Origin of the sequence: Mesorhizobium sp. M0437, assembly GCF_040321335.1 — a bacterium.
In the GTDB taxonomy this organism is placed as follows: domain Bacteria; phylum Pseudomonadota; class Alphaproteobacteria; order Rhizobiales; family Rhizobiaceae; genus Mesorhizobium.
This window is the reverse complement of sequence record NZ_JAMYRK010000033.1, coordinates 1-26,743: the sequence shown is the minus strand read 5'-3', so window position 1 is coordinate 26,743 and position 26,743 is coordinate 1. Positions and strand designations below refer to the sequence as shown.

General features: G+C 60.1%; 26 protein-coding genes and 3 pseudogenes. 19 read left to right on the top strand and 10 right to left on the bottom strand.

Annotated elements, in window-relative coordinates:
* Window positions 1–8: 8 nt before the first annotated feature.
* The 6 genes from NKI72_RS20470 (at window position 9) to tnpC (NKI72_RS20445) (ending at window position 5,117) form a co-directional block, all read left to right on the top strand.
* Window positions 9–779: a glutamine amidotransferase gene (locus tag NKI72_RS20470; protein ID WP_352685652.1), complete on the top strand. Its 771-nt coding sequence runs from the start codon at window positions 9–11 to the stop codon at window positions 777–779.
* A gap of 3 nt (window positions 780–782) precedes the next feature.
* Complete coding sequence (locus NKI72_RS20465) at window positions 783–1,691, top strand: ribokinase (RefSeq protein WP_352850663.1); 909 nt, start codon at window positions 783–785, stop codon at window positions 1,689–1,691.
* Complete coding sequence (locus tag NKI72_RS20460; RefSeq protein WP_352474307.1) at window positions 1,688–2,518, top strand: BtpA/SgcQ family protein; 831 nt, start codon at window positions 1,688–1,690, stop codon at window positions 2,516–2,518. The genes NKI72_RS20465 and NKI72_RS20460 overlap by 4 nt, the downstream gene beginning before the upstream one ends.
* Before the next feature lie 243 nt (window positions 2,519–2,761).
* Entirely contained in the window at window positions 2,762–3,163 is a 402-nt protein-coding gene (tnpA, locus tag NKI72_RS20455; protein WP_352614538.1) for an IS66-like element accessory protein TnpA, read from the top strand.
* Complete coding sequence (gene tnpB / locus NKI72_RS20450; RefSeq protein WP_352835046.1) at window positions 3,160–3,516, top strand: IS66 family insertion sequence element accessory protein TnpB; 357 nt, start codon at window positions 3,160–3,162, stop codon at window positions 3,514–3,516. Before tnpA (NKI72_RS20455) ends, tnpB begins: the two co-directional genes overlap by 4 nt.
* 68 nt (window positions 3,517–3,584) lie before the next feature.
* Entirely contained in the window at window positions 3,585–5,117 is a 1,533-nt protein-coding gene (tnpC, locus tag NKI72_RS20445; RefSeq protein ID WP_352850661.1) for an IS66 family transposase, read from the top strand.
* A 291-nt stretch (window positions 5,118–5,408) separates the two neighbouring features.
* On the opposite strand, the pseudogene NKI72_RS20440 reads toward tnpC (NKI72_RS20445), so the two are convergent.
* Window positions 5,409–6,041 (bottom strand): annotated as a pseudogene (locus NKI72_RS20440) (IS110 family RNA-guided transposase); the annotation flags it as partial.
* Between the two features lie 150 nt (window positions 6,042–6,191).
* Here NKI72_RS20440 and tnpA (NKI72_RS20435) point away from each other — a divergent pair.
* The 4 genes from tnpA (NKI72_RS20435) (at window position 6,192) to NKI72_RS20420 (ending at window position 8,430) form a co-directional block, all read left to right on the top strand.
* Window positions 6,192–6,560: an IS66-like element accessory protein TnpA gene (gene tnpA / locus NKI72_RS20435; RefSeq protein ID WP_352614506.1), complete on the top strand. Its 369-nt coding sequence runs from the start codon at window positions 6,192–6,194 to the stop codon at window positions 6,558–6,560.
* A complete protein-coding gene (locus NKI72_RS20430; RefSeq protein WP_352837410.1) occupies window positions 6,557–7,279 on the top strand; it encodes an IS66 family transposase in 723 nt (240 codons plus the stop codon). Before tnpA (NKI72_RS20435) ends, NKI72_RS20430 begins: the two co-directional genes overlap by 4 nt.
* A complete protein-coding gene (gene tnpC, locus NKI72_RS20425) occupies window positions 7,215–7,889 on the top strand; it encodes an IS66 family transposase (RefSeq protein WP_352850682.1) in 675 nt (224 codons plus the stop codon). Before NKI72_RS20430 ends, tnpC (NKI72_RS20425) begins: the two co-directional genes overlap by 65 nt.
* Window positions 7,890–7,956: 67 nt before the next feature.
* Entirely contained in the window at window positions 7,957–8,430 is a 474-nt protein-coding gene (locus NKI72_RS20420; protein ID WP_352614504.1) for a YcxB family protein, read from the top strand.
* A gap of 358 nt (window positions 8,431–8,788) precedes the next feature.
* Here NKI72_RS20420 and NKI72_RS20415 read toward each other — a convergent pair.
* The 4 genes and pseudogenes from NKI72_RS20415 to NKI72_RS20400 all read right to left on the bottom strand — a co-directional run.
* A pseudogene (locus tag NKI72_RS20415) lies at window positions 8,789–9,019 on the bottom strand (type II toxin-antitoxin system Phd/YefM family antitoxin); the annotation flags it as partial.
* A gap of 385 nt (window positions 9,020–9,404) precedes the next feature.
* The gene (locus NKI72_RS20410; RefSeq protein WP_023679221.1) at window positions 9,405–9,692 is read right to left on the bottom strand and encodes a hypothetical protein; all 288 of its coding nucleotides are present in this window, start codon (window positions 9,690–9,692) and stop codon (window positions 9,405–9,407) included.
* Window positions 9,693–11,003: 1,311 nt separating this feature from the next.
* Window positions 11,004–11,234 carry a hypothetical protein gene (locus NKI72_RS20405; protein WP_352780213.1) on the bottom strand — a complete coding sequence of 77 codons (231 nt, stop codon included), beginning with the start codon at window positions 11,232–11,234 and terminating at the stop codon, window positions 11,004–11,006.
* A gap of 148 nt (window positions 11,235–11,382) precedes the next feature.
* Window positions 11,383–11,754, bottom strand: a complete 372-nt coding sequence (locus NKI72_RS20400) for a hypothetical protein (RefSeq protein WP_352820694.1) — start codon at window positions 11,752–11,754, stop codon at window positions 11,383–11,385.
* Window positions 11,755–11,842: 88 nt separating this feature from the next.
* Here NKI72_RS20400 and NKI72_RS20395 point away from each other — a divergent pair, with 88 nt between their 5' ends.
* The gene (locus tag NKI72_RS20395; protein WP_352837416.1) at window positions 11,843–13,528 is read left to right on the top strand and encodes a winged helix-turn-helix domain-containing tetratricopeptide repeat protein; all 1,686 of its coding nucleotides are present in this window, start codon (window positions 11,843–11,845) and stop codon (window positions 13,526–13,528) included.
* Window positions 13,529–14,518: 990 nt separating this feature from the next.
* Here NKI72_RS20395 and NKI72_RS20385 read toward each other — a convergent pair.
* Window positions 14,519–14,983, bottom strand: coding sequence for a hypothetical protein (locus tag NKI72_RS20385; RefSeq protein WP_352850658.1), 465 nt, complete (start codon window positions 14,981–14,983; stop codon window positions 14,519–14,521).
* Window positions 14,984–15,219: 236 nt separating this feature from the next.
* Between NKI72_RS20385 and NKI72_RS20380 the strand changes: the two genes are divergently transcribed.
* Window positions 15,220–15,612: a hypothetical protein gene (locus NKI72_RS20380; protein ID WP_031212493.1), complete on the top strand. Its 393-nt coding sequence runs from the start codon at window positions 15,220–15,222 to the stop codon at window positions 15,610–15,612.
* A 55-nt stretch (window positions 15,613–15,667) separates the two neighbouring features.
* On the opposite strand, the gene NKI72_RS20375 is transcribed toward NKI72_RS20380, so the two are convergent.
* Window positions 15,668–17,209 (bottom strand): caspase family protein, encoded by a 1,542-nt coding sequence (locus NKI72_RS20375; RefSeq protein WP_352850657.1) that lies wholly within the window; start codon window positions 17,207–17,209, stop codon window positions 15,668–15,670.
* Between the two features lie 208 nt (window positions 17,210–17,417).
* Here NKI72_RS20375 and NKI72_RS20370 point away from each other — a divergent pair, with 208 nt between their 5' ends.
* From NKI72_RS20370 to NKI72_RS20360, 3 genes are all read left to right on the top strand, one after another.
* A complete protein-coding gene (locus NKI72_RS20370; protein WP_352850656.1) occupies window positions 17,418–19,367 on the top strand; it encodes a CHASE2 domain-containing protein in 1,950 nt (649 codons plus the stop codon).
* A 26-nt stretch (window positions 19,368–19,393) separates the two neighbouring features.
* Entirely contained in the window at window positions 19,394–20,152 is a 759-nt protein-coding gene (locus NKI72_RS20365; protein WP_352850655.1) for a hypothetical protein, read from the top strand.
* Between the two features lie 457 nt (window positions 20,153–20,609).
* The gene (locus tag NKI72_RS20360) at window positions 20,610–21,071 is read left to right on the top strand and encodes a phasin (protein ID WP_352616184.1); all 462 of its coding nucleotides are present in this window, start codon (window positions 20,610–20,612) and stop codon (window positions 21,069–21,071) included.
* On the opposite strand, the gene NKI72_RS20355 is transcribed toward NKI72_RS20360, so the two are convergent.
* A complete protein-coding gene (locus tag NKI72_RS20355; protein ID WP_352850654.1) occupies window positions 21,068–21,367 on the bottom strand; it encodes a hypothetical protein in 300 nt (99 codons plus the stop codon). The two genes, NKI72_RS20360 and NKI72_RS20355, sit on opposite strands and share 4 nt — an antisense overlap.
* 369 nt (window positions 21,368–21,736) lie before the next feature.
* Between NKI72_RS20355 and NKI72_RS20350 the strand changes: the two genes are divergently transcribed.
* The 4 genes from NKI72_RS20350 (at window position 21,737) to NKI72_RS20335 (ending at window position 25,141) form a co-directional block, all read left to right on the top strand.
* Entirely contained in the window at window positions 21,737–22,876 is a 1,140-nt protein-coding gene (locus NKI72_RS20350) for an FIST N-terminal domain-containing protein (protein ID WP_352474319.1), read from the top strand.
* Window positions 22,877–22,886: 10 nt separating this feature from the next.
* Window positions 22,887–24,227 (top strand): ATP-binding response regulator, encoded by a 1,341-nt coding sequence (locus NKI72_RS20345; RefSeq protein ID WP_352850653.1) that lies wholly within the window; start codon window positions 22,887–22,889, stop codon window positions 24,225–24,227.
* 3 nt (window positions 24,228–24,230) lie between these two features.
* Window positions 24,231–24,662, top strand: coding sequence for a DUF6392 family protein (locus NKI72_RS20340; protein WP_352850652.1), 432 nt, complete (start codon window positions 24,231–24,233; stop codon window positions 24,660–24,662).
* A gap of 209 nt (window positions 24,663–24,871) precedes the next feature.
* Window positions 24,872–25,141: a hypothetical protein gene (locus NKI72_RS20335; protein ID WP_352850650.1), complete on the top strand. Its 270-nt coding sequence runs from the start codon at window positions 24,872–24,874 to the stop codon at window positions 25,139–25,141.
* An 85-nt stretch (window positions 25,142–25,226) separates the two neighbouring features.
* Here the strand turns inward: NKI72_RS20335 and NKI72_RS20330 are convergent, their stop codons facing one another.
* Both NKI72_RS20330 and NKI72_RS20325 read right to left on the bottom strand, forming a co-directional pair.
* Window positions 25,227–25,910 carry a response regulator gene (locus tag NKI72_RS20330; RefSeq protein ID WP_352831973.1) on the bottom strand — a complete coding sequence of 228 codons (684 nt, stop codon included), beginning with the start codon at window positions 25,908–25,910 and terminating at the stop codon, window positions 25,227–25,229.
* Window positions 25,911–26,647: 737 nt separating this feature from the next.
* Window positions 26,648–26,743: pseudogene (locus NKI72_RS20325) on the bottom strand (S-(hydroxymethyl)glutathione synthase); the annotation flags it as partial.

Below are 26,743 nucleotides of genomic sequence, written 5' to 3'. Positions count from 1 at the left end.
GAGTTCAAATGTCCAAGAAAAAGATCCTGCTTGCCGGCGAATCCTGGGTGTCGACCGCGACCCATATCAAGGGTTTCGACCAGTTTCCGACCGTTACCTACCACACCGGCGCAGACGAGTTGCTGGGCGCGCTGAAGGCGACCGACTTCGACGTCACGTTCATGCCGGCGCATGAGGCGCAGCGCGGCTTTCCACAGACCATGGAGGCGCTGTCGGCCTATGACGCGGTCGTGCTCTCCGACATCGGCGCCAACACGCTGCTGCTGCATCCCGACACCTGGGTCCACTCCAAGCCGACGCCGAACCGCCTGCGCCTGCTCCGCGATTACGTCAGCGGCGGCGGCGGTCTATTGATGTTCGGCGGTTACTACAGCTTCCAGGGCATCAACGGCGGCGCGCGCTACCGCAAGACCCCGGTCGAGGACGTGCTGCCGGTGAATTGCCTGGCCTACGACGACCGCGTCGAGGTTCCCGAAGGTTTTGCGCCCGTGCCGAAACCAGGGTCGAGCCATCCCATCCTCAGGGGCCTCGGCTCGGACTGGCCGATCCTGCTCGGTTTTAACGAGGTGACGCTGAAGGACGGGGCCGAGGTCCTGGCCAGTGTGTCGTCGGATTATGGCTCGCTGCCGCTGCTTGTCACCGGCCGTTACGGCAAGGGCCGCACCGTGGCCTGGACATCCGATGTCGGGCCGCATTGGCTGCCGCCGCAATTCATCGCCTGGCCAGGCTACAAGACCCTGTTCGAACAGATGCTGGGCTGGGCGACCGGTGAGAGCTGAGCCATGCATGTCCACGTCGTCGGCAATGCCTGCGTCGACACCATGTTTCGTGTCGGCCGCTTCCCTGCCCCGGGCGAGACCTTGAATGCCGTGAGCTACGCCGACGGTCTCGGCGGCAAGGGCGCCAACCAGGCGGTCGCAGCAGCACGGACTGGTGCAGAGGTGACGTTCTGGACGGCGCTCGGCAAGGACCCCGCAGGCGCATGGATCAGGAGCCGCCTCGACAGCGAGCTGTCAGACCTTGAGGTGAGCGAATTCGAGCTGCCGAGCGACCGCTCGACCATCGTCGTCGATAAAGGCGGAGAGAATTTCATCGTCAGCGGCGTCGCCTGCAGCGAGGCCTTCGATCCGGTGACGCAGACGGCACTTGTGCGCTGGATCGCCCCCGGCGACATCCTCGTCTGCCAGGGAAATTTGCGGACTGCCGTGACCAATTCCTGCCTCAGAGCAGCAAAGGGAAACGGTGCGCGCACCGTTCTCAACGCCAGCCCGATCGACACGGCCTCGCTGCCCGATCTCGGCCTGGCGGAGGTTCTGGTGGTCAACCAATCCGAAGCGCAAATCTTGACCGGCCGGGATGACATCGCGGCGGCGGCCGATGCGCTGGTGGCCAAAAGCGCAGGCACCGTCGTCATCACTCTCGGCGCCGCAGGCTGTCTCCTGCTTGGCCCGGGCCATGAAGAGCCGCTTCGTTTGCCGGCGCCGCAGGTCGAAGCGCTCGACACCAGCGGCGCGGGCGATGTGTTCTGCGGCTGTCTGGCCGGTGGGCTTGCCCGGGGCATGCCGGTCATCTCGGCGCTGAAGCTGGCGCTCGCCGCCGCTGCAATCGCCGTGACACGGCCGGGCACGCTGGCATCCTGTCCTTCCGCCTCCGAGATGGCGGCGCTCATCGATCAAATGGAGCTCTCATGACCCAGCTCGGCCAATCTGGCGGCGACGCGCTCGTAGACCTTTTCGGCCGCACAAAGGTGGTGATCGGCGTCGTTCATCTGGCGCCGCTGCCCGGCGCGCCGCGCTATGACGGCGAGGCTATCGAGGCGATCTACCAGCGCGGGCTCGACGACGCCAAGGCCTATCTCGACGGCGGCTGCGACGGCGTCATCGTCGAGAACCATGGCGACATCCCGTTCGCCAAGCCTGATGATATCGGCCCGGAGACGGCGGCCTATATGGCGGTCGTTTCCGACCGCATCCGCCGTGAACTCGGCAGGCCGATCGGCATCAATGTGCTGGCCAATGCCGCGATCCCGGCCCTGGCGATCGCCAGCGCAGCCGGCGCCGGCTTCGTGCGAGTCAATCAATGGGCGAATGCCTACGTCGCCAATGAGGGCTTTGTCGAAGGCGAATCGGGCCGCGCGGCACGCTACCGCGCCAGGCTGCGTGCCAACGGCATCCGCATTTTCGCCGATGCGCATGTCAAGCACGGCGCACACGCCATCGTCGCCGACCGCCCGGTGGAGGAACTGGTCAAGGACCTGGTCTTCTTCGACGCCGACGCCATCATCGCCACTGGCCAGCGCACCGGCCACGCCGCGGATTTGGGCTACATAAGCATGATCAAGCAGGCCGCCGGCCTGCCGACGCTGGTCGGCAGTGGTGTCACGCCGGACAATGCCAAGGATATCCTCGCCATCGTCGACGGGGTCATCATCGCCAGCGCGCTGAAGCACGACGGCGTCTGGTGGAACCAGGTCGACTCTGCTCGAGTAAAGGCTTTCATGGGTGGTCTGAAGCGATAACTGGACTACCCTACCGAGGGGCTTGGGGTCCGCTTGATCAGAGACGACGGACGGGCCCAGGATACTGCGCGACCAGATCGTCGACGGTCAGCAAAGTAATGCCTTCCACAATCGATTGAGCGTAAGCGATGTTCCGACGGCACCTTTCGGGGATCGGCGTGAAGGACGATGTTCGGAGCCCGTTGAGGGCTTCGACATATGACGATTTCAGAGCTTACGCTTAAGTCGAACGACTTGGAGCCGGTGCGCCGGTTCGAGGTGTTCACGGGCTCCGGCCGGCGACGCGAATGGCCTCCAGAGGAGAAGGCGCGGATCGTTGCGGAGAGCTACGAGGCTGGCGAGACGGTTTGTGCTGTAGCTCGCCGATATGCGCTTTCCCCGCAGCAATTGTTTGCTTGGCGCCGGGCTGCGCGTCAGCCCTCGGCGGAGGCGCCGGCATCAGAATCCCTGTTCGTTCCTGCGGCGGTTGCGGCGTCCTTGCCGGAACCGGTGGCGCAGCGCCCAGCACGACCACGGAAGCAGAAGGCGGTCCGCGACGCTGGCGTGATCGAGCTTGAGATCGACGGAGTCGCCATGCGCGTTGGCCGCGGCGCCGACACCAAAACGGTGGCTGCTATAATCCGCGCGCTTAAGGCAACGACGTGATCGGGCCGACGGGTGCGGTCAAGGTAATGGTGGCGACAAAGCCAGTCGACTTCCGCAAGGGTGCGGAGGGGCTGGCGGCGCTGGTGCGCGAGACGATGGGCGCCGATCCGTTCAGCGGCGCCGTCTACGTCTTCCGGGCGAAGCGCATCGACCGGATCAAGCTGATCTTCTGGGATGGCACCGGCGTCTGCCTCTATGCCAAGCGCCTGGAGGAGGGCGAGTTCCGCTGGCCGAAAGTGCAGGACGGCGTGATGCGGCTGACGGCCGCGCAACTATCGGCGCTATTGGAAGGACTGGACCGGCGGCGGGTCCACGAGGCGCGCCGGACCCGCGTTCCGGTTCAGGCGGGCTGACCGCGACGAAGTGAATCAGGCTGGATTCCGCTGTCGCGGGCTGTCGGCGAATATGGTCTGATCCGGTCATGACGATGACGGCTGACCAGCTTCCCGACGATCCGGACGCGCTGAAGGCGATGGTCCTGGCGCGCGACGTCGAGAACGCCCGTCTGATCCAGATCATCAAGGAATTGCAGCGTCATCGCTTCGGCCGAAAAGCTGAGACGCTCCCCGAGGATCAGTTGCTGCTGGGGCTCGAAGAGGCCGAGCAGATCGAGGCTGCCGGTGACGAAGAGCAGGCACAGACTGCTCTTGGCGAACGTCAGGCGCGTGTCGCCAAGCGCCGGGCGAACCGCGGTGCGTTGCCACCCCACCTGCCGCGCACGGAGATGGTCGTCGACATCGAGGACCATACCTGCCCGTGCTGCCGCAACGGCCTGCATCGGATCGGTGAGGATGTGAGCGAGCGGCTCGATATCGTTCCGGCGCAGCTGCGTGTGATCGTCGTGCGCCGGCCCAAATATGCCTGCCGCGCCTGTGAGGATGTGGTCGTTCAGGCTCCCGCGCCGGCCCGGCTGATCGAGGGTGGTCTTCCGACCGAGGCAACGGTCGCCCAGGTGCTGGTCTCCAAATACGCCGATCACGTGCCGCTCTATCGTCAGGCGCAGATCTATGCCCGGCAAGGCATCAATCTCGATCGTTCCACGCTCGCCGACTGGGTCGGCCGCGCCGCCTGGCATCTGCGTCCGGTGCATGAGCGGCTGCTTGGCAAGCTGAAGTCCTCTCCAAAACTCTTCGCCGACGAGACAACCGCGCCGGTGCTCGATCCGGGCCGCGGCAAGACGAAGACGGGCCAACTCTGGGCCTATGCCCGCGATGACCGACCATGGGAGGGAAGCGATCCGCCGGGCGTCGCCTATGTCTATGCGCCGGACCGAAAGGCCGAGCGTCCGATCGCTCATCTCGCAGGCTTCACCGGAATCCTTCAGGTCGACGGCTATGGCGGCTATCGGGTGCTGGCCGACAAGAGCGGCGTGACGCTCGCCTTCTGCTGGGCGCACGTTCGCCGACGGTTCTATGAATTGGCCGCCGCTGGCCCCGCGCCGATTGCCAGCGAGGCGCTGAGAAGGATCGTGCAACTCTACAGAATAGAGGACGATATCCGCGGCCGATCGGCCGACGAACGCCTTGCCGCACGTCAGGAGAAGAGTACTCCAATCGTAGCTGCATTCGACCCATGGCTGCGTGAGAAGCTCGGCCTGATCAGTCAGAAGACCAAGCTCGCAGAGGCGATCCGCTACACGCTCTCACGCTGGGAAGGCCTCTCGCGCTTCCTCGAAGACGGCCGCATCGAGATCGACAGCAACGTGGTCGAGCGCTCCATCCGTCCCATCGCGCTCAACCGCAAGAATGCGCTCTTCGCAGGCTCCGACGGCGGCGCCGAACACTGGGCCGTTGTCGCCTCGCTGATTGAAACCTGCAAGCTCAACGGCGTTGAGCCGCTGGGCTATCTCGACGATGTCCTCACCAGGATCGTCAACGGCCACCCTAACAGCCAGATCGACGATCTCCTGCCCTGGGCCTACATCAACAAGCTCGAGCTCAAAGCCGTGGCCTGAGAACAGCGCTCTGATGTCCGCTGTCAAGGTTTGGAACGCAGGAGGTCGCCCGATCCGAGGAACGGCTGCTCATTCTGATGATCGCGCATGGGTGGAGGCGGAACTGAAGGACGTCGGTGATCAAGCTCTGATGCGCGGGTTGGCTACCGCATTCCCGATTGTGCGTCCGGGGCTGTTCCTATCTTACTGCGGGCGTCGGCGGTTCGCCGGCCACAAAGCGTCTGACGGGCATTCCCCTGCCGTGGTCCCGCCTCCGCCCATGCGCGAGATGTGCGCCGTCGCGGCGAGCGATCAGGTGATGCGCGCCTCCCTTGCGACTGCCCACATGAAGCCGACCAGTTCACGGGCGATCGCGGTGCAGACGACCGTTGTCCGTTTGCCCCGAGCGCTCAGCATGCGGTAGCGGGCTGTCAGGCGGGACTGCGCCTTCCAGGCGATCTCACGCACCTTCGGTGGCGCCTGCTCCAATCGGTATAGCTTCGCCTTCCCGACCTTGGGCGGATGTCGATAGGTCCAGGCGCTCTCGACCAACATGTGGCGAACCCGACCGTTGCCTGCCTTTGTGATGCCGCCGCGCCGGACTGTCTCCCCGGTTGAGCGCTCGCCGGGAACCAGACCGAGATATCCCATGAGCTGGCGTGGGCTTTCGAACCGGCTGACGTCGCCGACTTCGGTGACGAACGTCACGGCGACAATCAGGTCTACCCCACGCAATGTCTGAAGCGCCCACACGATCGGTGCCAGCGACCAGGCCGGGACGAACTCTTCGATCACACGCTCCAGCCGCTCGACCCGCTCCTTCGAGACGCGCACCGCCTCGACCATCTCCTGGAGTGCGATCTGATGCGCGGGATGATCGAACCGCTGTTCCTGAAGCCAGCGTAGATAGCGCATCGTCCATCTCTTCTTTCGCGGATAGCTACGGCGTAAGCGAGGTCTGCCGGCCGCCTTGCACGCCGGGTCTTCGCCGGGATGATTGCCGCTCTTTGAACGGGGTGGCCGGTGTCGAGCAAGATCGAGGATTCAGCGAGCAGCGCATCGAGCTCTCATATAAGTAATCGTATGAGTAGTCGGATGGAGGTCGTTGCCCGGGTGTCCGGTCGGCGGCGCTGGACGGTGGAACAAAAGCTGGTCGTGCTGCGGGATGCATTCGGCCCCGACGGTTGCGTGCGGACGGCCTGTGAGCGCCACGACGTCGGCAGCGGCTCGATCTATACCTGGCGGCGGCAAGCGATGTCCGGTGAGCTTGCCGGGGTTCGCAAGCTGGCCGAGCCAGCCTTCGCCGAGGTCCACATCAGCGAGCCGCCCGCGTTGCCTGCTCCCATTGCACCGTTGGTCCCCGGCTTGATCGGGATCGAGCTGCCTTCGGGGATCAGGGTGACCGTGGACGCCACGGTCGATGCCGATGCCCTGTCGCGGGTGATCGGCGCGCTGGCACGATGATCCCGCTGCCGCCATCGACGCGGATATTCCTGGCTTGCGGCGCGACGGACATGCGCAAGGGTTTCGACGGCATTACTGTGATGACGCAGCAGGTTCTGGAGCAGAGCCCGCATTCCGGTGCGCTGTTCGCTTTCATCCGGCAGCCGTCGATCGGCCATCGCCGGTTCGGGCGCTTCCCGCCCATCTGCCGCGCGAGGAACAGCGGATCGAGCCTGAGCAGGGCAACTGCACTTGTCCCGACTGTGGCGGCGCGCTGCGGCCAGGCGCAAGCGCCCGTGAAGGCGATTGCCCGGGGCAAGGCGACCTTCGGCACGCTGGCCCATGTCGTCGTCTCCAAGTTCGACCATCATCTGCCGCTGTACCGTCAGGCCGAGATCATGGCTGCGCAGGGCATCGAGATCGACCGATCGACGCTGGCAGGCTGGGTCGGCCAGGCATCTGTCTTGCTCGATCCGATCATCAGCCGCATCCGCGAGGTCGGGCTGACAGCCTCGAAGATCCATACCGACGATACGCCGGTCCCCATGCTCGATCCGGGACGTGGCAAGACGGCAACCGGCAGGCTTTGGGCCTATGCGGTCGATGATCGGGGCTCTGGTGCCACGACGCCGCCACTGGTCTGGTACGAGTTCACCACCGACCGGACCGGCGCACATCCCCAAACGGCAGCTGGCCAGCTTCACCGGCTATCTCCAGGCCGATGGCTATGCCGGATATGACAAGCTCTACGACACCAACCGTGTCACCGAGGTCGCGTGCTGGGCACATTTTCGCCGGAAGCTATTCGATATCCACGCCACCAAGCCGACACCGCTGACCACAGACCTGCTGGAGCGCATTGGCCAACTTTATGAGATCGAGGCCGAGGTTCGCGGCCAGCAACCCGATGTCCGGCGACGAAGTCGGCAGGACCGCACTTTGCCATTGATCCAGGAATTCAGCAGGCATCTCGACGATGCCCTGCGGCGCCTCTCGCCCAAATCCGAGATGGCCAAGGCGATTGCATATGGCCACAAACGCTGGATCTCGCTGACACGTTTCCTTGCTGATGGCCGCCTGCAGATCGACAACAACATTGCCGAACGCGCCATGCGCTGTGTGGCTCTGGGCCGCAAGAATTGGCTGTTTGCCGGATCGAAGGCTGGTGGCGATCGTGCAGCCGCCATCTACACAGTTATCGAGACGGCAAAGCTCAACGGACTCGAGCCGCAGGCCTACATCGCCGATGTCATCGCCAAGATCGCTGGCGACTGGCCAGCAGCGCGGTGGGATGAGCTCTTGCCCTGGAACTGGCGGCCGACAGTGCACAATGTAGCTGAAGCTGCATAATCCAAGCGGGGCGATTTGCGCGGTTGGATCGTTGCCCAACAATCCAAACTGTTGCACATATTGCGCTATGAGCATTTCAATCAACTACGCCTCTCAGCGCAACGAAGTTTGGCAGTGGTATTGGCGTACTTGGCGTCACAGCCTCTGGAAGACACACTGCAGCATTTTCATCGCAGTAATTGTAGCGGCCTCTCTCGGAATTTTTGGCGGCGTGCCGACTGGATGGACGGGCCTCGCTCTGGTTGGCGCCATCGGTATCTTGCCGTTAGCGGGCTTCGTGTTGTTTCCAATGCTCAAATTCAAACCGGAAGTGCGGACCCTTGCGGTCGATGGCGAAGGTATAGCCACCACCATAGGCAAACGCAGCGCTACTATACCTTGGGCAGAAATAGCCGATGTTCGAGAAGACGGCGATGCCCTCATAATCCAGCGGCGCAACCTCAACGCATTTATTGTCCCGGCCCGCGCGTTTCAGTCAGCAGAAGCCAAGCTGCAATTCCGAGATTTCGTGAAGGCAAAGGTCCTCTCTACCGATAGCTAAGCGAGACCCAGCCAGTGCAAAAATTTCGACGGTCTTCAGGCCACGCTTACGATTGAGCAATCAGGATCCGATCGAAGGGGTCCTTGTGGATGGTGGGAGCCCATCCACCGCGATGGCATGCTCGCCGATGATTGGCAGCTCATGATAGACATTGTCCATCAGGCCCGACACAAAAGACGCGCACCGACCCTGACGTCAGGGCGGCCCAGACCGCGTTTAAAGGCAATCTCCCAGAGACTTGCGGCGCTGAACGTCAAGTGGTTGTCGGCATTCTCGATCTCAGCGAGGGCGGCACGCGGAGGCTTTTCGGGCTCGCCCGCCGCCCAGAGCAGAAGATGGGTATCGAGAAGAAGTGGCCGCCAAACAGCTTCTCGATTTCGTCATCGGCCATGCGATCAAAATCGTGCGGAACTGAAAACCGCCCGGCCATAAACCCCACCCGACGCATTTCGCCGGCCGCAGGTGCGTCTATGGCAACGACCTTAACCATCGGCTTGCCGGATTTGGCGATAATGAAGGATTCGCCTTTGGCCCCCTGTCGACAAGACGAGACAGATGTCTTGGCCTCGTGGATATTGACGGTGCGCATTGCGGGCCTCTGACTTAGTCCATGGAACTTAGTCTACTCGGCCCCTTTTTTTTTACGCGTGTTGCAGTCTGTCAAGGGGAAGTATCCCGGTTGCGGCCGATCCTTTCGTATCGGCCGCATGGCAAGACTTCAACAAAGACGCGTAATCGATTGTCTGAACTGCATGTTTGTTGGGACTGCGTCACACCTGATGTTGGCCGAACCTGTTGGTCCGGCATGCGACGTCGGAGTTCACAGGAGCGATTTTTGCCGAGCAGATGCTCTGCGTTGCGCTAGGAGCCGAAAGCGAAACGTCCGCTTTTAGGGCGCTGCGCCACGGCGGCGACGAGCCCGACACTGTACCGAAGGCGATCGACGCGACGGGCGCCAAGGGCCTTACCTGACTCTATGTTCCCTTCACGATTCTCGGTTTAGTCGGTCGGCGGGATTGAGCCGCGCTCTCGAGGGCCAGGGCCAACCGCTTCTCGTCTTCGATGGCGCGATCCACTGCCTCAATTTCCTCTTGGAGCACCTTCAGCTCGGCTCCGTAGCTGGAGCCGTCGCTGTCCCCGATCTGAAAGCCACTTGCCCGCATTGCGTCGCGAGTATGGTGCACGTTACGGACTCCTTCGCGCCGCGTCGCGACCAAGATTTCCCTAAACTCTCCAAGACGTTCAACGTGATTGCGAGCCATTGCGTTCTCCTATTTCGTCGTCATCGTCGCCGACGGCGATTCAGAACGGCTAAAACCTACGGAGATACTCTCGACAAAGCATGAGTGCGGAAGCTCAAATTTGAATGTCTTGCAATAGCGTGAAGCGCAGCAGGTGGAAATTGGCTTCGACCCGATCGATCTCAGACCAAATGCAGACACTTTCGGCCGAGCGCGTCTGCGGCTCCCCCAACGGGGCCATCCGCTCATGTAATCAGTAAAATTCGAGTGCGAGAATGGCCCGGGCCATGGACGTCCCGCCATTTCTGGTCGAGTTTGACCTGCGGCCGAGGCAGGGCAGGCTTCGGCGCGTTGGTTGTGTAAAGCATCTCAAGCAACCGCTCTCCGTCGATCAACTCCAGATGCAGCCTTGACTTCGTCTCTCGGGCCTTCCTCGGTAGCGCTCGCTCTACTTTCGAGAACGAGAGGCGGTGGTGACAAATATCCCCTGCCCGGCACTCGCGAAGACCTTGCTCCTACGAAGTTTCGCACCGCTTTGACGGATTCCGCATCGGTCGTGATGTTGCACTGCCCTCTGGATGACGCGGTTGTCACGCAAAGGCAGGAAACGGCGTAACGAAAGCGAACGCGAAATTTCAAACTGAGACACACAACCGGGATAGAACCGGGTAGACAGCATGCCGAAACGGAACGCAAGAACGGGTGCATAAGATGACGCCTCAGCACCTTTTTGTTAGCTAATGCTAGTAACAGGCGTGTAATTGCTTCAACATGTGGCCGAAGCGGCAATCGGAAAAGGGAATGCCGCGGCGCCAAGCCCTGCCGCGGTCGTCCTTGCGGCCCTTTCGTCGTCAGGATTCTTGGTTCCCTCGAGCGCACATGATGCCCCGTCCGGATGGAGCTATCCGCCGGCCTGCTGTCACGGCGACGCCGAACATGGCGAGTGTCAGCGAATCCCAAACGGCGCGGTTCATGTTCGTCTCGGTGGCTGGGTTGTGATCCTGAGGGCCGGGGATCATCGGAAGATCACGCGGCAACAGCGATATTTCATCCCATATGGTGATGAGATTCCGTCGCAGGACGGCGACTATCATATATGCCTCCATCCGACCCAAGAGCATGAGAACTGTTTTCTTGTCCCGCCGGACTCGATATGATCCGGGAGCCAGCGCGAGCTGCGGCTGAGATGCGGATAGCGCCGCGCCCAGTGCCGCCCGACGGCTTCGATGATGCGTGTAAGCGAAAATCCAAATTTCCCGAATCTTGCGGATCTTCGCTGGGGTGCCGCCTCAGTTCGTACCAAACATGCGCGCCACCCCGCGAAACGTCGCCTCAGTCGAGGCTGGCCGGCGACGAGAACGGCCGATTGGCGTCCACCATGAAGATGGCCAGCTCATCAAGAGCGGTTGTGCCGGCGCTGAACACCTCCATCGGCATGTCGACCCCCTGTCCGACCATGGTCGTGCCGGCTTCGGCATAGCTCACTCCGGGGGGCGTTCTTTGGCCGAGCTTGCCGCCCAGCACATAGAAGGCCTCCGGTCCCGGATGTGTATGGATCGGCATCTTGGCACCGGGCGCTCCACCGGCACGGTTGACGCGCAGCAAATATTCGCTCGGACAGATCGGCGGAACAGGCCCGATCTCGACACCTTGGTCCCGGCAGGAGTGGTGCCATCCTTCGGCCGAGCGTGAACAGCCAGGCCTTGCAAAATCATGGTTCTGATGCGTTGTCGCAGTAATGGAAGGTGGCGAGATAGCCGGGGAGTACGCGCATGAACTCCTGTTGATGGGTCCAAGCTCTGCACTCCGCCATGGAGGTCATGGGTTTCACGTCGGGGAGCCTGATTAGCTCCCCCTGGTTGGTCAGAAGGATTGTGACAGCGATGGCGGTGAACATGGCCCGGTTATCCATCGATTTAAGGCTGGCGACACAATAACCGCCGGGGTTGGGACGGACGTCGTCTGAGGCAACCTCGTTGACATGGTCAGGACCACAGAATCTCGCGATGCGGGGATCCGGTTTTGCAGCCGTTTGCGTTGCCAAAAGAAGAGCGAGAGCGATGATGAGCTTGGTGCGATTCATGTCGTCCTCCGTTTCATCCGGTGCTGCTGGGATCGCTTGGAGGCGAAGGCCGAATGGGCTAAACTAGGAAGCGCGCCAGGAAGGTGAAATGTCCCGAACGGCCCCTGAAATTGACCTGAAATCTGCTGAAACGATCACGTTTCGCGGTTTTGCCTTCCTGACGAAAAGCAAAGAACTCCGAACCGTCGAAGGCAAAGCGGTCAATCTTCGCAGCCAGTCCGCCGAGGTGCTCTCGGTGCTCGCGGCGCGACCGGGCGAAATCGTGTCCAAGGATGCGCTGATGCAGGCGGTTTGGCCCGAGACCTTCGTGACCGACGACAGCCTCACTCAATGCATTGCCGATATTCGCCGCGCATTGAGGGACGACGCGCACGTGATCGTGGAAACCCTCCCAAAGAGAGGCTACCGGCTGAATGCCAATCCGTCGGACGCGGCGGACGCAAACGCCGCAGCCGACACGGAACGTGCCAAGACACGATTCTCGCAGCGCGGCTTCATTCTTGCTGCAATCGTTCTCGCTCCGGCAGCGATCGGCGCATACTACGGCGCGGAAATATGGCGAGCCGCTCCAGTTCCTTCGAGCGACATGCCGAGGATTGCGATCCTTCCCTTCGACGACTTCAGTACCGGCGCGGATAAGGGATATCTCAGCGATGCCGTCGCCGAGGGGATCATCACCGAGCTTTCGCGGAGCAAGACTTATGCCGTCATCGCCCGAAACTCGAGCTTCAGGTACCGCGACCAGCCGGTCGACACCAGGAAGATCGGAGATGAACTCGGCGTCGACTACCTGCTCGAAGGCAGCCAGCAGAAGGTCGGAGACCGGCTGAAAGTGACCGCCCAGTTGCTGAATGCGCATGACGGATCGCATGTCTGGGCCAACACCTACAACCGGGAGATTGGCAATTTTTTCGTCGTCCAGGAGGAAATCATCCGCACGCTTGCGGATCGGGTCGGGCAGAGAATCCAGCGCCCGCTGCCAAGGAGTGACGCCGCGCAGGTCAGCGCGCTCCGCTACTACCTGATGGGAAGGGCCGAGTTGATGGGAAGGGCCGAGATCAATTTCTCTGCCGCGGGGAACGATCTGCTAAGGCAGTTCAGCCTCAAGGCGATCGAAGCGGATCCGAACGCCCAGTTCGGCTATATCGGGATGGCCTGGTCCTATCGCAATGACGCGGTATTCTGGCACAAGCAGGAAAATAACCCCGACGAGGCGTTGAAGCGGGCTGCCGAATACGCCGACAAGGCTATTCTACTCGCTCCCGACGATTCCGAGGCGCATAACATCCGCGCCAGCATCCACACCGAAGCCGGCGAGATGGAGCAGGCCCTTGCCCGGTACGATCAGGCGATCGCCCTGAACCCCAGCGACTCGAATATCCTCGTCATGAGTGCAGGCGTGCTGCTGAACGTTGGCCGCACGGACGAAGCGATTGATCGGATCGAGCAGGCCAAGGGCATCGATCCCTTCCACCCCGACTGGTTCCACTGGCAGATGGGCTGGGCGCTCTACGAAAAGAACGATTGCGGGGCTGCGCTGACGGCGATGCGGAAAATGTCTAGAATCCCGAGCGGCGCACAGCGCATGCTTGCCGGGATCCACGCTTGTCTGGGAAACAAGCGGGAAGCAAAGCAAGCACTTGCGGTTTTCCTCAAAGACTCGCCCGGCGACTCCATCAGCAAACAACGCAGGCAATGGGAGAAAAACTACCTCGCCCCCGGGGCCCTCGATCGCTGGATCGGACACATGCGGTTCGCGGGGTTGCCGGAGTGAACGGCTGTCCGGTTGTGGCCCGGCAGAAGTCCGATTGGCCGCATAAAAACCGTTGAAGCCTTTGTGTTGTGGACGGTGGTTGCCCTCAAAGCAAGATCATCCTTCATAGGAATATTGGGTGCGGGAAAGTCGGCAATGGGGCCGACTTGCGCCATAGTGCGCTCGCACCCCAACTTCTGCGACGGGCCCGATGGCTGCCGTTCATCGGCGATGCCTCGAACTTCCGCAGATGGCGCATTTGGTCCTTATCGGCTGCCGCAGAGCCAATCGCTCTCGAGTGCAGGCACTCCAGTGGAGTCCAGACGTTGGATTGGACCCTCGACCTCTACAAAAGCACACTGAGCTTCCAGTCGGGCTACGAAGCGATCGCTTCGGCGAGAAGTCGTCGTTCTCAATCGGGCGACGGGGGATACATCGGCGAAGACGGCATAAGGGAGGATGCGCCAGACCGAGCCGACGGAATGGTCGTAGCCAAGGCCTTGGAGCGCATAGCGCCTGGCTGGGAGGCCGCCGCCAGTCAGACTTACGCAGCGCGTCGCTGAGCGAGGTGGAGACCCGAACGGGCTCGACGAGGGTCCACGGCGGTCACAATGTTGTGGTGGTGATCGCAGTAGACGCGATCCGGCGAAGTTGGCCCAGCACAAAAACGATAACCACCGGGTACTGACGGGTCTTCGCTCACCGGGAAGCGGCATTGATAGAGGCCTAGCTGAATGAGGGGGACATCTCTCGAAGTTAGTCTGATATTTTCAGGCATGATGGTTTCCTAGTTCGTAGCAATTGCCGGGTGACGGCCGCAGTGCGACCCGTCAGGGGCGAGCTTCTCTCGTTTGGGAGGCTATGGATCACCATATGGTGTTGGCAGCACCGTCAATGAAGCCCGACGCCCTGCTTCTGAAGCCAATAGTTTGCGACTTAAGGCCACACCCGCAAACGCATTAGCAATCTACCATCTTGTCCCCGAGGCACCCGCCCGCCGCGGTTTTCCGGCTAATTCGTGCCGTGTTCGCTGGAGGTATCACTCCTCTCTGAATCCTGCAGTGAGGCGTGGCGAAATCCGAACTCGCCCCGTAGATGCTTGACGTGGGCTTTCAGCCCGGCCTGACCCATGGTCGCCGGCCGCTTTTTGCCCTTCGGCGGTGGCCCGGCGTGCTCTTGGACACGCTTCCACAGCCGTTCGCGCATCTCCTGGTTCAAGGTGATGAAAGCCGAACCGGCATATTTTCCGGGACCGGGCTTCGCCAGCAAGGCGAATGCCGCCTTGCCCGGCTCGCGCTCGACGCCCAATAGTTCGTATTCCTGGACTGTGAAGCTCTTCGTCTTCAGCCAATTCGTCGTCGGGCCGCTTCGATACGGGCTGTCGGCGCGCTTCGAGACGATGCCCTCAAGGCCCGCTTGGTCGGCAACATAGGCGGCGGTAAGTGCAAAGAGGCTCGCAATCCAAACACCACGCATCACACGCTCGGGCGGTCTGCGCATTGTAAACACCGAGAACGCGTTGGCTTAAGCGCAAATCCTAGGGAACATGCTAGAATGTGCGGCTTCGCTCAACTTGAGCAAATGTCCCCAACGACATCTAGGACGCGCTGATTTCCGCTTCTTGAAAGCTTGTTATCATGATAATTTTCAGTCTCCTCGCTTAAGAATATATAGACATTTCAGTCAAACCGGCGGGGGATGGGGAGGATAGGATGAAACTGTTATCGCTTGTTGTCGCAGCTACGTTTTCACTTGCTATGTCCGCTTGGGCCGAGGATCTACCAAGTAGCGCGAAGAAAGCATCGATGGAAGAATTTAAGACTTTTGCTAATGGGAAAAAGGTAAATGTAATTATATACGACGCTGGAGCTGCCATAACTGCCACTCTTGTCTGGAACTGGAAGAAAAAACAGATCATTGGCGAAGCTTTGGTGAACAACAAAACTAAGATAAAGGTCAAAGTTCCATTGACTTTCGACGGCGACAAGGCCTGTTCACAAGACCAAGGTAAACCAGTTTGTCATCTTATCTACATTGACAACGACAAATTTTACGAGGTGCGCGACGACGGCAAAGTCCACGCGACTTCAACGTTGGTTCAATGAGACGGACCACGTCCGTGGTTTGGTCGTCGTTTGCACGGACCCGCAAATGCCGGCCCTATTCAGTACGCTTGTCAAGTCTTACGACACCTGCACACTCGCCTCCGACTCGAGAAAACTCACCGCTGCCTTTCGCACCTTGAAGCCTGCCGATGATATGGTTTTGCCTTGGCGCACCATCGTCATCGACGAAACTTAAATAGATGTCGAATGCCCCGTCGGCGGTGATTGTTCCGGCCAAAGGCACCATCGCTGAAATTTCCGTTCCATCGATAAAGATTGTCGTTGACTGTTCAGTGTAATCGCAGGCGGAATTACCTGCGCGCCGCGTCAGTGCCCACGCGCCATCAAAAGCCTTTACCTTGACCGGAGCGCAGACACGTTCTGGGATATTCTTGATTACGCGCAACACCTCTTTCGTCGGCTCCAGGCTGGCAAGCTTCAATCCCCGCTGCTCGGCAAAGGCTTGAAGAGCTTTCCGACTTCCCGGTCCCCATTTGCCGTCTGCCTGTCCGACAAGGCAGCCGACTCGCGTTAGCTCTGTTTGCGTTGCCTTTGTCAACGCGCGCGGATCAGCCAAAGCTTGCGTCACATCTAAATCAGGATGAGCTTCTGCAACCGCCACGCCCGCGATGGAAATCGAGGGGGCTTTGCCACGATCTTTTGCTGCCTGTTCGATCTCGTCGATCTTCAAGCTGGCTAACGCCGCAAAGGCGCCGCTTGGATACTGTCTGAGATAGGCCTCAAAGAAGCGCTTGTCCGTTTTTTCCTTGATAGTCTCCCAATAGGCGACTTCTACGTCCCCTCCTTTCGCACCCGCCGTGACAGCGGTGTTTCCGGACAACGGTTGCAAAATGACGTCGCCCGTCAGCGAGGAGTTGTCCCATGGCACTTGCTTGCCGTCGGTTGCTTCAAGCACATCCCTACGGACGTTGATGAGGTCGCGGGAGATGTCCTGGCCAGGCGTACCAAGATTCTTCAGCAGCGCAGATGTGAACGGCGAGTTCCTTCCCTCGCCGTCCAGCGCAACGTTCCCGGGCTGCGTTGCAAAGGCTATGAGCGATCCAACGCCCGTGCCTAGCTTTGCCAAGCCCCGACCGACCGACCCTGATCGCGTACCCATCGAGCGCCCAAGGTTCTGTGAGAAAGGACTGTCCCGGCAAGCATCCAAAAATACCAGGTTGACCTTCGTGGTTCGCTCCATGGCCGACAAGACGAGGTCCATGGGCACGGCTTCGAAGTCGAGGTCGTTATATGTGGATAGCCGCGCATCAACGGGAGCCATGTAGTTGGTGCCGTTCACCTGGACGCCATGGCCGGCATAGAAGAGAAGCGCCATGTCGGCACCATCCAGCTTGCCGATGAAATCTCGAACCGTGCCGCGCATCCCGCTCAGATCGAGGTCCTCGCCTGCAACCACCTCAAAGCCCAACGCCTGCAGTTTTGCGGTCATATCCACCGCATCATTTTTTGGATTGGAAAGTGGAACCGCGTATCTATAGGCAGAATTACCGATGACCAGCGCTACGCGCCGTTCTGCCCACGCTTGGGCGCTCAGCGAAACTAGAAGAAGCGCAATGGCGAAGCGAAGCGCCATCATGGCTGATATCCTTAGTCTCAGCTCATGCAGCGGATTCACCAGTCGATGGACAGGATAAAACCGGAGCAGTCTTGCGAGACTGAGCCCGGTGCTTCGCAGTGTCAAGTCCAGCGGATCTAGCGAAGGGCCCACCGCTAGCCCACAGTTCGTCAGCGGTCTATGCTGTGTAGATTCACGCCGATAGACACCGAAACGAATTGCACGCAGCTTGGCCGTCTTCACGCCGATCGGAATGGTTCAAAAAGGGCGCCTTCTCGCCTCGCTCGGATTCTTTTTCATTCTGGGCGCCTGCATTGCCACATTCTCTCCCTCAGGCGAGAAACTGCTGCGCGACGTCTTGATGACGACCATCTCGCCCTTCGTCGCGCCCCCGACAGACATCGTGATCGTAACGATCACAGAGCAGACATTGGAAAGGTTTCCCTATAGATCGCCGCTGGATCGGGGTGCCTTGGCCGACCTCGTGCAGAGAATCGATAAGGCTCATCCGAGAACAATAGGCATCGACTTGCTTTTCGATCAGCCAACCGAGGCGGAAAAGGATCGGCGCCTAGCTGAGGTTATCGAGGCGGCCGAAAGTCCGGTAATTGTCGCATCTGCATCACACGGGGACGACCTTACCGACAAGCAACTGTCGTATCTTAGTCGCTTCGCGCCAAGCGCCATCCGCGGACTGGCCGCCCTGTCTCATGATAGGGTCGACGGGGTTGTGCGGGAAGAATTTCCCGGGCGCGTGGTGAATGGCAACTGGCAACCTAGCTTTGCATCAGCGCTTGCGCAGACCGCCGGCATATCGACATCGCAAGCTGCGGAGAAGATGGTCTACTATCGGTCTACAGGCATTCATCCGGCACGATGGACAATATATCCGGCACACGCCGCCGCTTTCGCGCCCCCGGCCTGGTTCGCCGGGAAGTTCGTTTTGATCGGCGTTGACCTCCCGCTGCAGGATCGTCATGCAACCCCCTTTGCCGTGCTGAACGGCTCTGTTGCCGGAGCGCTGCCGGGTGTCGTTATTCATGCCAATGCGCTGGCGAGATTGATCAAGGGCGACAAAATCATTACGCCAGAGGCGGTGGCGGCGTTTGCGCCCTTCGTTCTCGCGACGGCGCTCTGCATCTGGGTCGCTTGGCTCCGCATATCAGTGTTGGTGAAACCTGTGGTCATCATCGGCGCAGTCGTTTCGGTTTTGATCTTAGAAGCAACCGCGTTTGCCAAGGCCGGAATTCTGTTACCTATGGTCGCGCCGTCGATGCTGCTGCTAGGGCTCTCCGGATTCGTCGCCATTCTGGCATGGCACCGGGACTCGAAAGAAAGGCGTTTCGTCCAGAACGCGTTCTCTCAGTATCTCAGCCCGGCAGTCGTGGCAGAGCTAGTCAGCAAGCCGGCGTCGCTGCGCCTCGGCGGATCCGAACGCTTGATAACGTGCGTGTTCACCGACCTTGAGGGATTCACCAGTTTGGGCGAACGGACGGAACCAGAGGTATTTGCTACGGTTCTGAATGAATACCTCGAGGCGGTTTGTGGTCTCTTCATTGAACATGGCGCCACGATAGACAAACTAATAGGCGATGCAGTCATTGGTTTTTTTGGCGCACCGGGTGTGCAGGAGGACCAAGCCGAAAGGGCCCTAAAACTAACGCTTGCTACCGTCGCGATGTCTCGAAGATTTCGGACAGATCTAAAGTCTAGAGGCCATGACGTTGGCGTCACTCGTATCGGCGTCCATCGAGGACCTGCAGTTGTCGGAAATTTTGGGGGCAATCGATTCTTCAACTACACGGCCATGGGCGATACGGTGAACACCGCTGCCAGGCTCGAAGGCGCGAACAAGTTTCTAGGTACCGTGAACTGCATCAGCGAGGAGGTGGCGAACTCTTCCGATGACTACCTGCTTCGGCCGTCCGGTGTGTTGTGTCTGAAAGGCAAGACTGAGTGGATCTCAGCCTTCGAGTTGCTGGAAGACGGGCGTATGAATCGCGAGATGGTGGAGGCTTACTCGCAAGCTTACTTGCTGATGTCCGCGCGCGACAAGACTGCCGCTGCTGCCTTTGCATCGCTGGCCATTCAATATCCCAACGATGCGCTCGTTGCTTATCACCTTGGGAGACTGAAGCAGGGTGAGGCTGGCGATAGGATCTATCTTGAAGGCAAGTAAAACAAGCGTATGGTTGAACGTGCGTCATGTATCGGCAACCCAAAATCATTTTCCTACTGGCTGCGGCCATCGCAGCAGTTGGTTCCTGCTCGAGCGCTCTTGCGGCCAGCGAGTATGTCGTTGTCGCTGTCGATCCTCCCGCGGACAGCCCTCAGCTCGGCAAACTGTTCAGACTGGGCGACCTCGTGCATATCGAGGGTGGATCGACTGTCACTTTGATGGGTGACGATGGCTCGGTCACTGCGTTGCCGGGACCTGCCGATATTGTGGTGACTGACGACGCATCGGATTCTGGATCAACGTCTAACGGGGCGGCAGGCGCTTCTTCGAGTTTGACTGCGATTTCGGATCTATTGGGGAATGCCGCTGGTCAGCTCCAAACCATAGGTGGATCTCGTGGCGTTCCCGACACGACGGCCGCCACCTTGGAACCTTGGATGGTACCGGTCGAAAATGGTCTGACAGGCTGCGTTTATGACCTCAAACTGGAGCTTTGGCGCCCACCGGGGCACAGGGCGGATGTTTCGGTTGCCTATAACGAAGAGTCGCTGGCGACAAGCTTGGTCTGGGACAAGGATACCCCAATTTTGGCAATTCCCGGAAACGTGCCACCGGATCTTCGATCCGTTGGGTTGGTGATCGACGATAAGTCGTTTCGAATGCCTATCGTGCATTTGCCCACCGGCTTCAGCCCGTCGGATCATGTGGGACTGTATGCCTGGATGATAGGAAGCGGTTGTCTTCTTCAGGCATCCGCACTGATCCGGAACTTGGCTAACCGATAGACCACCAGGGGTGGTCACTTCACGGCGCACTGGAAGCGGTAGAGGCGCGCCTTCGCGTCAACCACCGTCATATCGAGGCAACTTCTCGATGGCGCGCTAAGGAAAGCGATCGCCTTGTGCCCAGCGTGTACCCCGACTGAAAGTTTGCGGCGCACGAATTTAACGCTTTCGTTGACGTAGACTTGGACGGTTGCCGAATAGCGGCTGAAGTAGATACGCAGGTGGCAAAACGTCGTGCTCTGTTGCGAGGCTATGCTGGATCAGGTGATCCGTCCAGAAGAGTTCTTCCTGCAGAACCGGCGATCTCGAGATGCCACCGACCCTCCGCATGCCCCCTCGGAACGCTGGAAGAGGGATGGTGCGTCGCACAAAAATATTGCAATGCACTATAAATGCCGTAACGTCAGTTTCGTAAATGAACGAGACGGCTTTTGTGAAAGGCCGTCCACCGGAAAGGATGGAAACTATGGCCAAGACCGCTGACACCGTTGAAAATACCTCATTCCCCACCTTCGACGCGTCGAAGGCTGCCGACCAGGTCCGCGCTGTCGCCGAAAAGGGCGTCGAGCAGTCGAAAGAAGCCTATGCGAAATTTGCGTCAGGCACCGAGACGACCCAGAAGGCTCTGCAGTCGAGCTTCGAAACCGCCAAGACCGTCGGCAACGAGTTGTCGCTGAAGACAATTGCTGCTCTGCGCGCCAATGCCGAAGCCGGCTTCTCGCACCTCGAAGCCCTGGTTGCCGTGAAGTCGCCGTCCGAGTTCATCGAACTGCAGACTGCCTTCTTGCGCACGCAGCTCGAAAAGACCGTCGAGCAGGCCAAGGAATTTCAGGCCGTGACGACCAAGGCTGCCGAAGATGTATCGAGGCCGATCAAGGATGTCGTTGAAAAGGCGATGAAAGATCTCAAAGTCGCCTAATTGAGTCTAAGCGATCGGAAATAACCGCGAAACAACACCTTCTCCAGCCGGTCTTTTTCCTTTTGGCTGGATGCTCTTTGGTGCCTGCGTTGCCATGGCGGTGCGGGCATGGCTCTCTCGGCTGCGATCATCCGCACAATCTGACGGCGGCGAGCGACGAGGCCGGCCAGGGCCTCGGCTTCGGTGCCGCGCAACGGGCACTTGCCGCTTGCTCGACCCAACGAAGGCAGCGTTACAGCAGCATCGGTGGTGTCGGTCCTGGCCCGCTTGCCGAGCGCATTGGCGTAGGCTGTCACCTGCCCCGGATTGACCACGACAACCGCCAGGCTAGACTAACACCCTGTCCAAAGCGGCAACGGCTAAGCGCGATATCCTGCCCCATTCTTGGCACGTCGAGCCTTGACATTCGCCTGCGGCAAATTCAGCTGGGCCTTCGTTGCACGGATGGCGGTGCGACGCGGCCTTTCGTCTGTGAGCGGCAGCGCGGACGCCGTCAAACGGCAGAAACTTCAAATCCATCATGTTGGCTCATTGCCAAAGCGCCGCTTCAAGACAACAATGACCTCGACGCCGGCGCGCCAGACGCGCACAAAAAAGAGCGTTGGAGGAAATGGAGGAGGAAGCCGCTGGCCAAGTCACGGACGCGCTATGCATGCGGCGTTTCGGTGCTCACGACCGACGAATCTGACGCGGATGCGTTCGCCCGGGCGGTGGCAGCGGAAGCAGCGGCCATTGACGCCGGGTTTGCCCTCCTGTTTTTCTCGCAGAGCCTCATAGAGGCCGTCGCCCTGTCGGAAGCGCTGAAGACCCACGCGCCGGCGCTCCACTATGCCGGCTGCTCGACAGCCGGTGAGATAACGCCCAAGGGGCTGGAGGAAGGCCAGATCCTGGCTATGCTGCTTCCCTCCGTATCGTTTTCGGCAGCCAGCACCATGGTCGAAAATCTGTCCTCATCGGGCATGGACGGGATTACCGGCGAAGTCGAGGCGCTGAGGCGTTCGTTACACGAGCGCCTCGGGCACGAGCGAGCCGACACCACTTTCGCGCTCTGCTTGATCGACGGCCTGTCTTATGCCGAAGAAGCGGTGACCTCCGCCATCCATTGGGGGCTCGACGACATCCCACTGATCGGTGGGTCGGCTGGCGATGATTTGAAATTCGAGACAACACGGCTGATCTCGAACGGCAAAGTGACTTCCGACAGCGCCATCATCGTGCTGGTCACCACGGAAATTCCTTTCCACGTGTTCAAGACCGACAATTTCGTTCCTACCGACGAGAAGCTGGTGGTGACGGCATCCGATCCCGACCATCGCATCGTGCGCGAATTCAACGCCACCATTGCCGCCGAGGAATATGCCGCCTCGGTCGGCGTTGTCGCGCAGATGCTGACGCCACTGAGTTTTGCCTCGCACCCGGTGGTGGTGAAAGTCGGCGGCGAATTTTACTGCCGTTCAATCCAGAAGATGCACGCGGACGGCTCGCTGTCGTTCTTCTGCGCCATCGACGATGGTGTCGTGCTTGCCGTCGCCCAGCCTAAGGACATGGTCGAGGCGACCCGCGCCGCGCTCAGCGACGTCAGCGAAAGGCTTGGCGGCATTGACCTGATCCTCGGTTTCGACTGCGTGCTGCGCCGGCTCGACGCGCGCAATCGGCAGGTCTATCGCGAGATTTCGGAACTCTACAAGGTCAACAACGTCCTCGGCTTCGGCACCTATGGCGAACAGTACCGTTCGATGCATCTGAACCAGACCTTCACCGGCATCGCCTTCGGTGAACGCAATGCGGCCGAAGCGGCGGAGTAGGAAATCCGGGATGCCGCTCAGGAACATCGACGACCTGGAAAGGCTGAAGAAGATCAACGCCGCGCTGATCAGCCGCGTCGAGCGTTCCATGGACCAGCAAGGCAATGCCTTTTCGCTGTTCCAGACCGCCATTTCGCTTGAGAGCCGGGTGCGCAGCCGCACCGAAGAGCTGCATTCGACCTTGCGCCGGCTGGAGCAGTCGAACATCGACTTGAACGCAGCCAAGGAAAACGCCGAGCTGGCGAACCTGTCCAAGACCAGGTTCCTGGCGGCCGCCAGCCATGACGTGCTGCAGCCGCTGAACGCCGCGCATCTGTCGGTCTCGGCGCTTGCTGAAGTACAGACCAGCGAGGAAGGCAGAAAGCTGGTCCGCCAGGTCGAGCGATCGCTGGAGACGATGGAGGACCTGCTCCGCACCTTGCTCGACATTTCCAAGCTCGATGCCGGCGTCGTGCAGCCCGACATCACCGATGTCAGCCTGGAGACGCTGTTTTCGTCTCTGCGCTCGGATTTTCAGCCGGTCGCGGAGATGAAGGGGCTGACGCTGAAGTTCCGGCCGGTCGATGCGCTCGTTCGTTCGGACCGGACCTTGCTGCGCCGCATCCTGCAGAACATCCTGTCCAATGCACTGCGCTATACCCGCTCGGGCGGCGTGTTGGTCGGCACCAGGCATCGCGGCGACACGATCCGCATCGACGTCGCCGATACCGGCTGCGGCATCCCCGACGACCAGCGCGAGGCGGTATTCGAGGAATTCCATCGCGGCGTGATCCCGACGGATGCCGGGCTTGCCGCCGGCGGGCTGGGGTTGGGGCTGGCCATCGTGCGCCGCATCGCCGCGGCACTCGGCCATCCCGTCACGTTTTCGTCGAAGGTCGGACATGGCACGATATTCCATATCGACGTTCCGGTCGGGATCGGCGACACGGCCGATCCAATCGCCAGCACCGTCGACATGGAGCGGCCGCGCGGCTACGGTCTGTTCGGCACAAGGGTGCTGCTGGTCGAGAACGACATCGACGTGCTGCAGGCGATGACCTCCCTGCTCGAGCGCTGGCAATGCCTGGTGCGCCCCGCCACCTCGACCGGTGACGCGCTCGACTTGCTTGGCGATACCGACTGGTTGCCAGATATTGTCATAGCCGACCAGCATCTCGACGGCGGCGACCTCGGCACCACCACAATCGCCGAGGTCCGTGATTGTCTCGGTCGCGCCGTGCCGGCGCTGATCGTCACCGCCGACGGCTCGGAAAGTGTCGCCAAGGCCGCCCGCGCCGCCGGCATCGAGCTGATGCGCAAGCCGCTGAAGCCGGCCCAACTGAGGGCGTTGCTGGCGCATCTGCTGGCTTAGAGAATGGCTAACGCGATCCTCGATTACTTGGGAAAACCGGCGTCATCTCTTTTGACGTCACCGCCTTTTGAATCCTGGAAATTCAAACGAACTGTAGATCATGATCTTCCGGAAATCCGCATAGATTACGTTTCTGCGCGTCACAAATTTTCCTTCATCTGCGATCGCGATGAAAAAATAGACACCATATTCATAGAAGCTGACAATTTGGATCGAGACCTCCTTGAAATCCCCTTTTCATCCAGTCGCAACGACGTGCTGAATATCTTTGGCGTGCCCTCAAAAAGCGGCGCGGCACGGAGAGATCCTTTTTTGGGTGAATACGGCCCTTGGGACCGCTTCGACGAGGCGCATCATTCAATACATATCTCATATCACGCTCATGCAAACCGGATAACAAGGGTGACGCTTATGCGCGCCGACGCGGTGCCGTGACTATGCCGGGCATGCCCATGCGCGACTGAGGGGGCCCGTGAAACCCACAATGACAGTGCAGTTCTACGGCACCTTCGACTTGCCCGTCGGATGGGAAGACATAACTGACAACCTCCCCGAGGGATCGCCGCCTACCTTAGTTTAAAGAATCAGATGCCGGCGGCACCCTTCAATTCTCTATTGCGAAATATCGAAGCGGGAAAAGCCAAATGCAGATTTCGATGTTCTTAGAACGTTTATGGTCGAGTTTTGTCGAAACAATTTTCATAGATGTCGAGCGGATTTTTGAGAGAAAATTTGGCGACGTAATGTGTGTTGGCGTTTCGTCGCGGACTACAGATCAAACCTTATTGGCCTGGTATTTGTCGAATGGAAACGATTTTGCATTCGTGACCTACCTCGCGCAAGGCGAGGAATACGATCTCATCGATGAGGTAGGCGAAACGAGAGAAATCATTTCGTCTATATCATTCGGATAGGGAGCAGCAGATCAAACGCCTTTGAGACATTCACCTGATCGCAGCGCCTTGCTGCTTCGTTTGCAGGGGCATCGGCACCGACCCCTCAAAACCCCGCCGGATCGCGAAACAGCTCGGCATTGTCCAGCTTTGAGACCTCGATCACCGCCTGGGTGCGGCTGTAGACGTTGAGCTTGCGCAGGATTTCGGAGACATGCGCCTTGACGGTGGTCTCGCCGACCTGCAGCTCGTAGGCGATCTGCTTGTTGAGCAGGCCCTGGCGCAGCATCTGCAGCACTTTGAGCTGCTGCGGCGTCAGCGTAGCCAAGCGCTGCACCATCTCGGCGCGGTCGGTGCTGTCGGCGTCGCGCGGCCGGCCTTCATAAGTGTCGGGAACATAGATCGCGCCTTCCATCACCGAGCGGATGGCGGCGGCAAGGTCGCTCTTGCGCGCCGATTTCGGGATGAAGCCGGCCGCACCGTAGGACAGCGCCTCGGAAATGATCTTCGGTTCCTCATAGCCGGAGACGATGACCACCGGCAGGCGCGGATAACGCGTCCTGAGCTGCAGCAGCCCGTCAAACCCATGCACGTCGGGCATGCTGAGATCGAGCAGCGCCAGGTCGAACGGCTTGGCATCCGTCAGAAGCTCGAGCGCCTCGGCAATCGAGCGTGCCTCGACCGTGTCGACTTCCGGATAGGCCATCTGCACGGCACTATGCAGCGCCTCGCGAAACAGCGGATGGTCGTCAATGATCAGGAACCTGGCGCGATCGGTCATCAGCTTCATTTCGGTTTGGTCTGGCCTAGAATAGTCCTGCAACCATGGCCAGCTTATTGGCAAATAGTACATTGCCATCTTGGCCGGCTAAAGCAGAATGTGGCCATGATTTCCGCGGCGCCACGCGGCAGATGTGGCCGTTCTGAAATGCAATACCTTGCCCGGTGGCCCAAATCGACCGCATGTGCCGGCGACGGATCCATTGAAACAGAGACAGGTCGTGACCGACTTCCGGCTTCGCGTGACAGCCAGTGACCGCTGGCTTTCGCACTGTTGCCGGCCGCCACACGACGCTTCCCCGACGCCCGCCTTGTTCGCGGCCGCACCGATGGTATCGGCTGGTCTGGGGTCGCGCTGGTGTACGGGCTGGTTTCCTGGACAAAACGCAGCAAGCTGATGGTACTGCCGTTCAAGCCCCGCTAGGCGCTCGATCGTACTGGTATCGTACTGGTAAGGAGCCTTGCCGCCATCGCGCTTTGGGCGCGACTTTGCCCGCGATATCCAAGCTAGTCCACGATCTGGGCCGCGCCAAGCCAGAACCAACTGATACAGTCGCTGATCTTGAAGCTGTACAATCCGGTTGGACCAATTTCAGCATATTCCCGTTGAGCCCAACGCCCCCCGAGGCTGACAGCACGTCGGCAATGACTTACGAAGCGTGTCCGTCTACGCGCTCGCCTGCGTTCGTTCCGACGCCTGGGACCGGGCGATTTCGTCCGGCCCCAAAGATAGTGTCTGATCACTCGTTAGGCCGGCAACGCGCCGGACCGCTTGGCCGTCCAGGTGGCGATATAGTCCATCAGTCCTGGATTGAGGCAATCATAAGGTTCGAGCCCGATCGA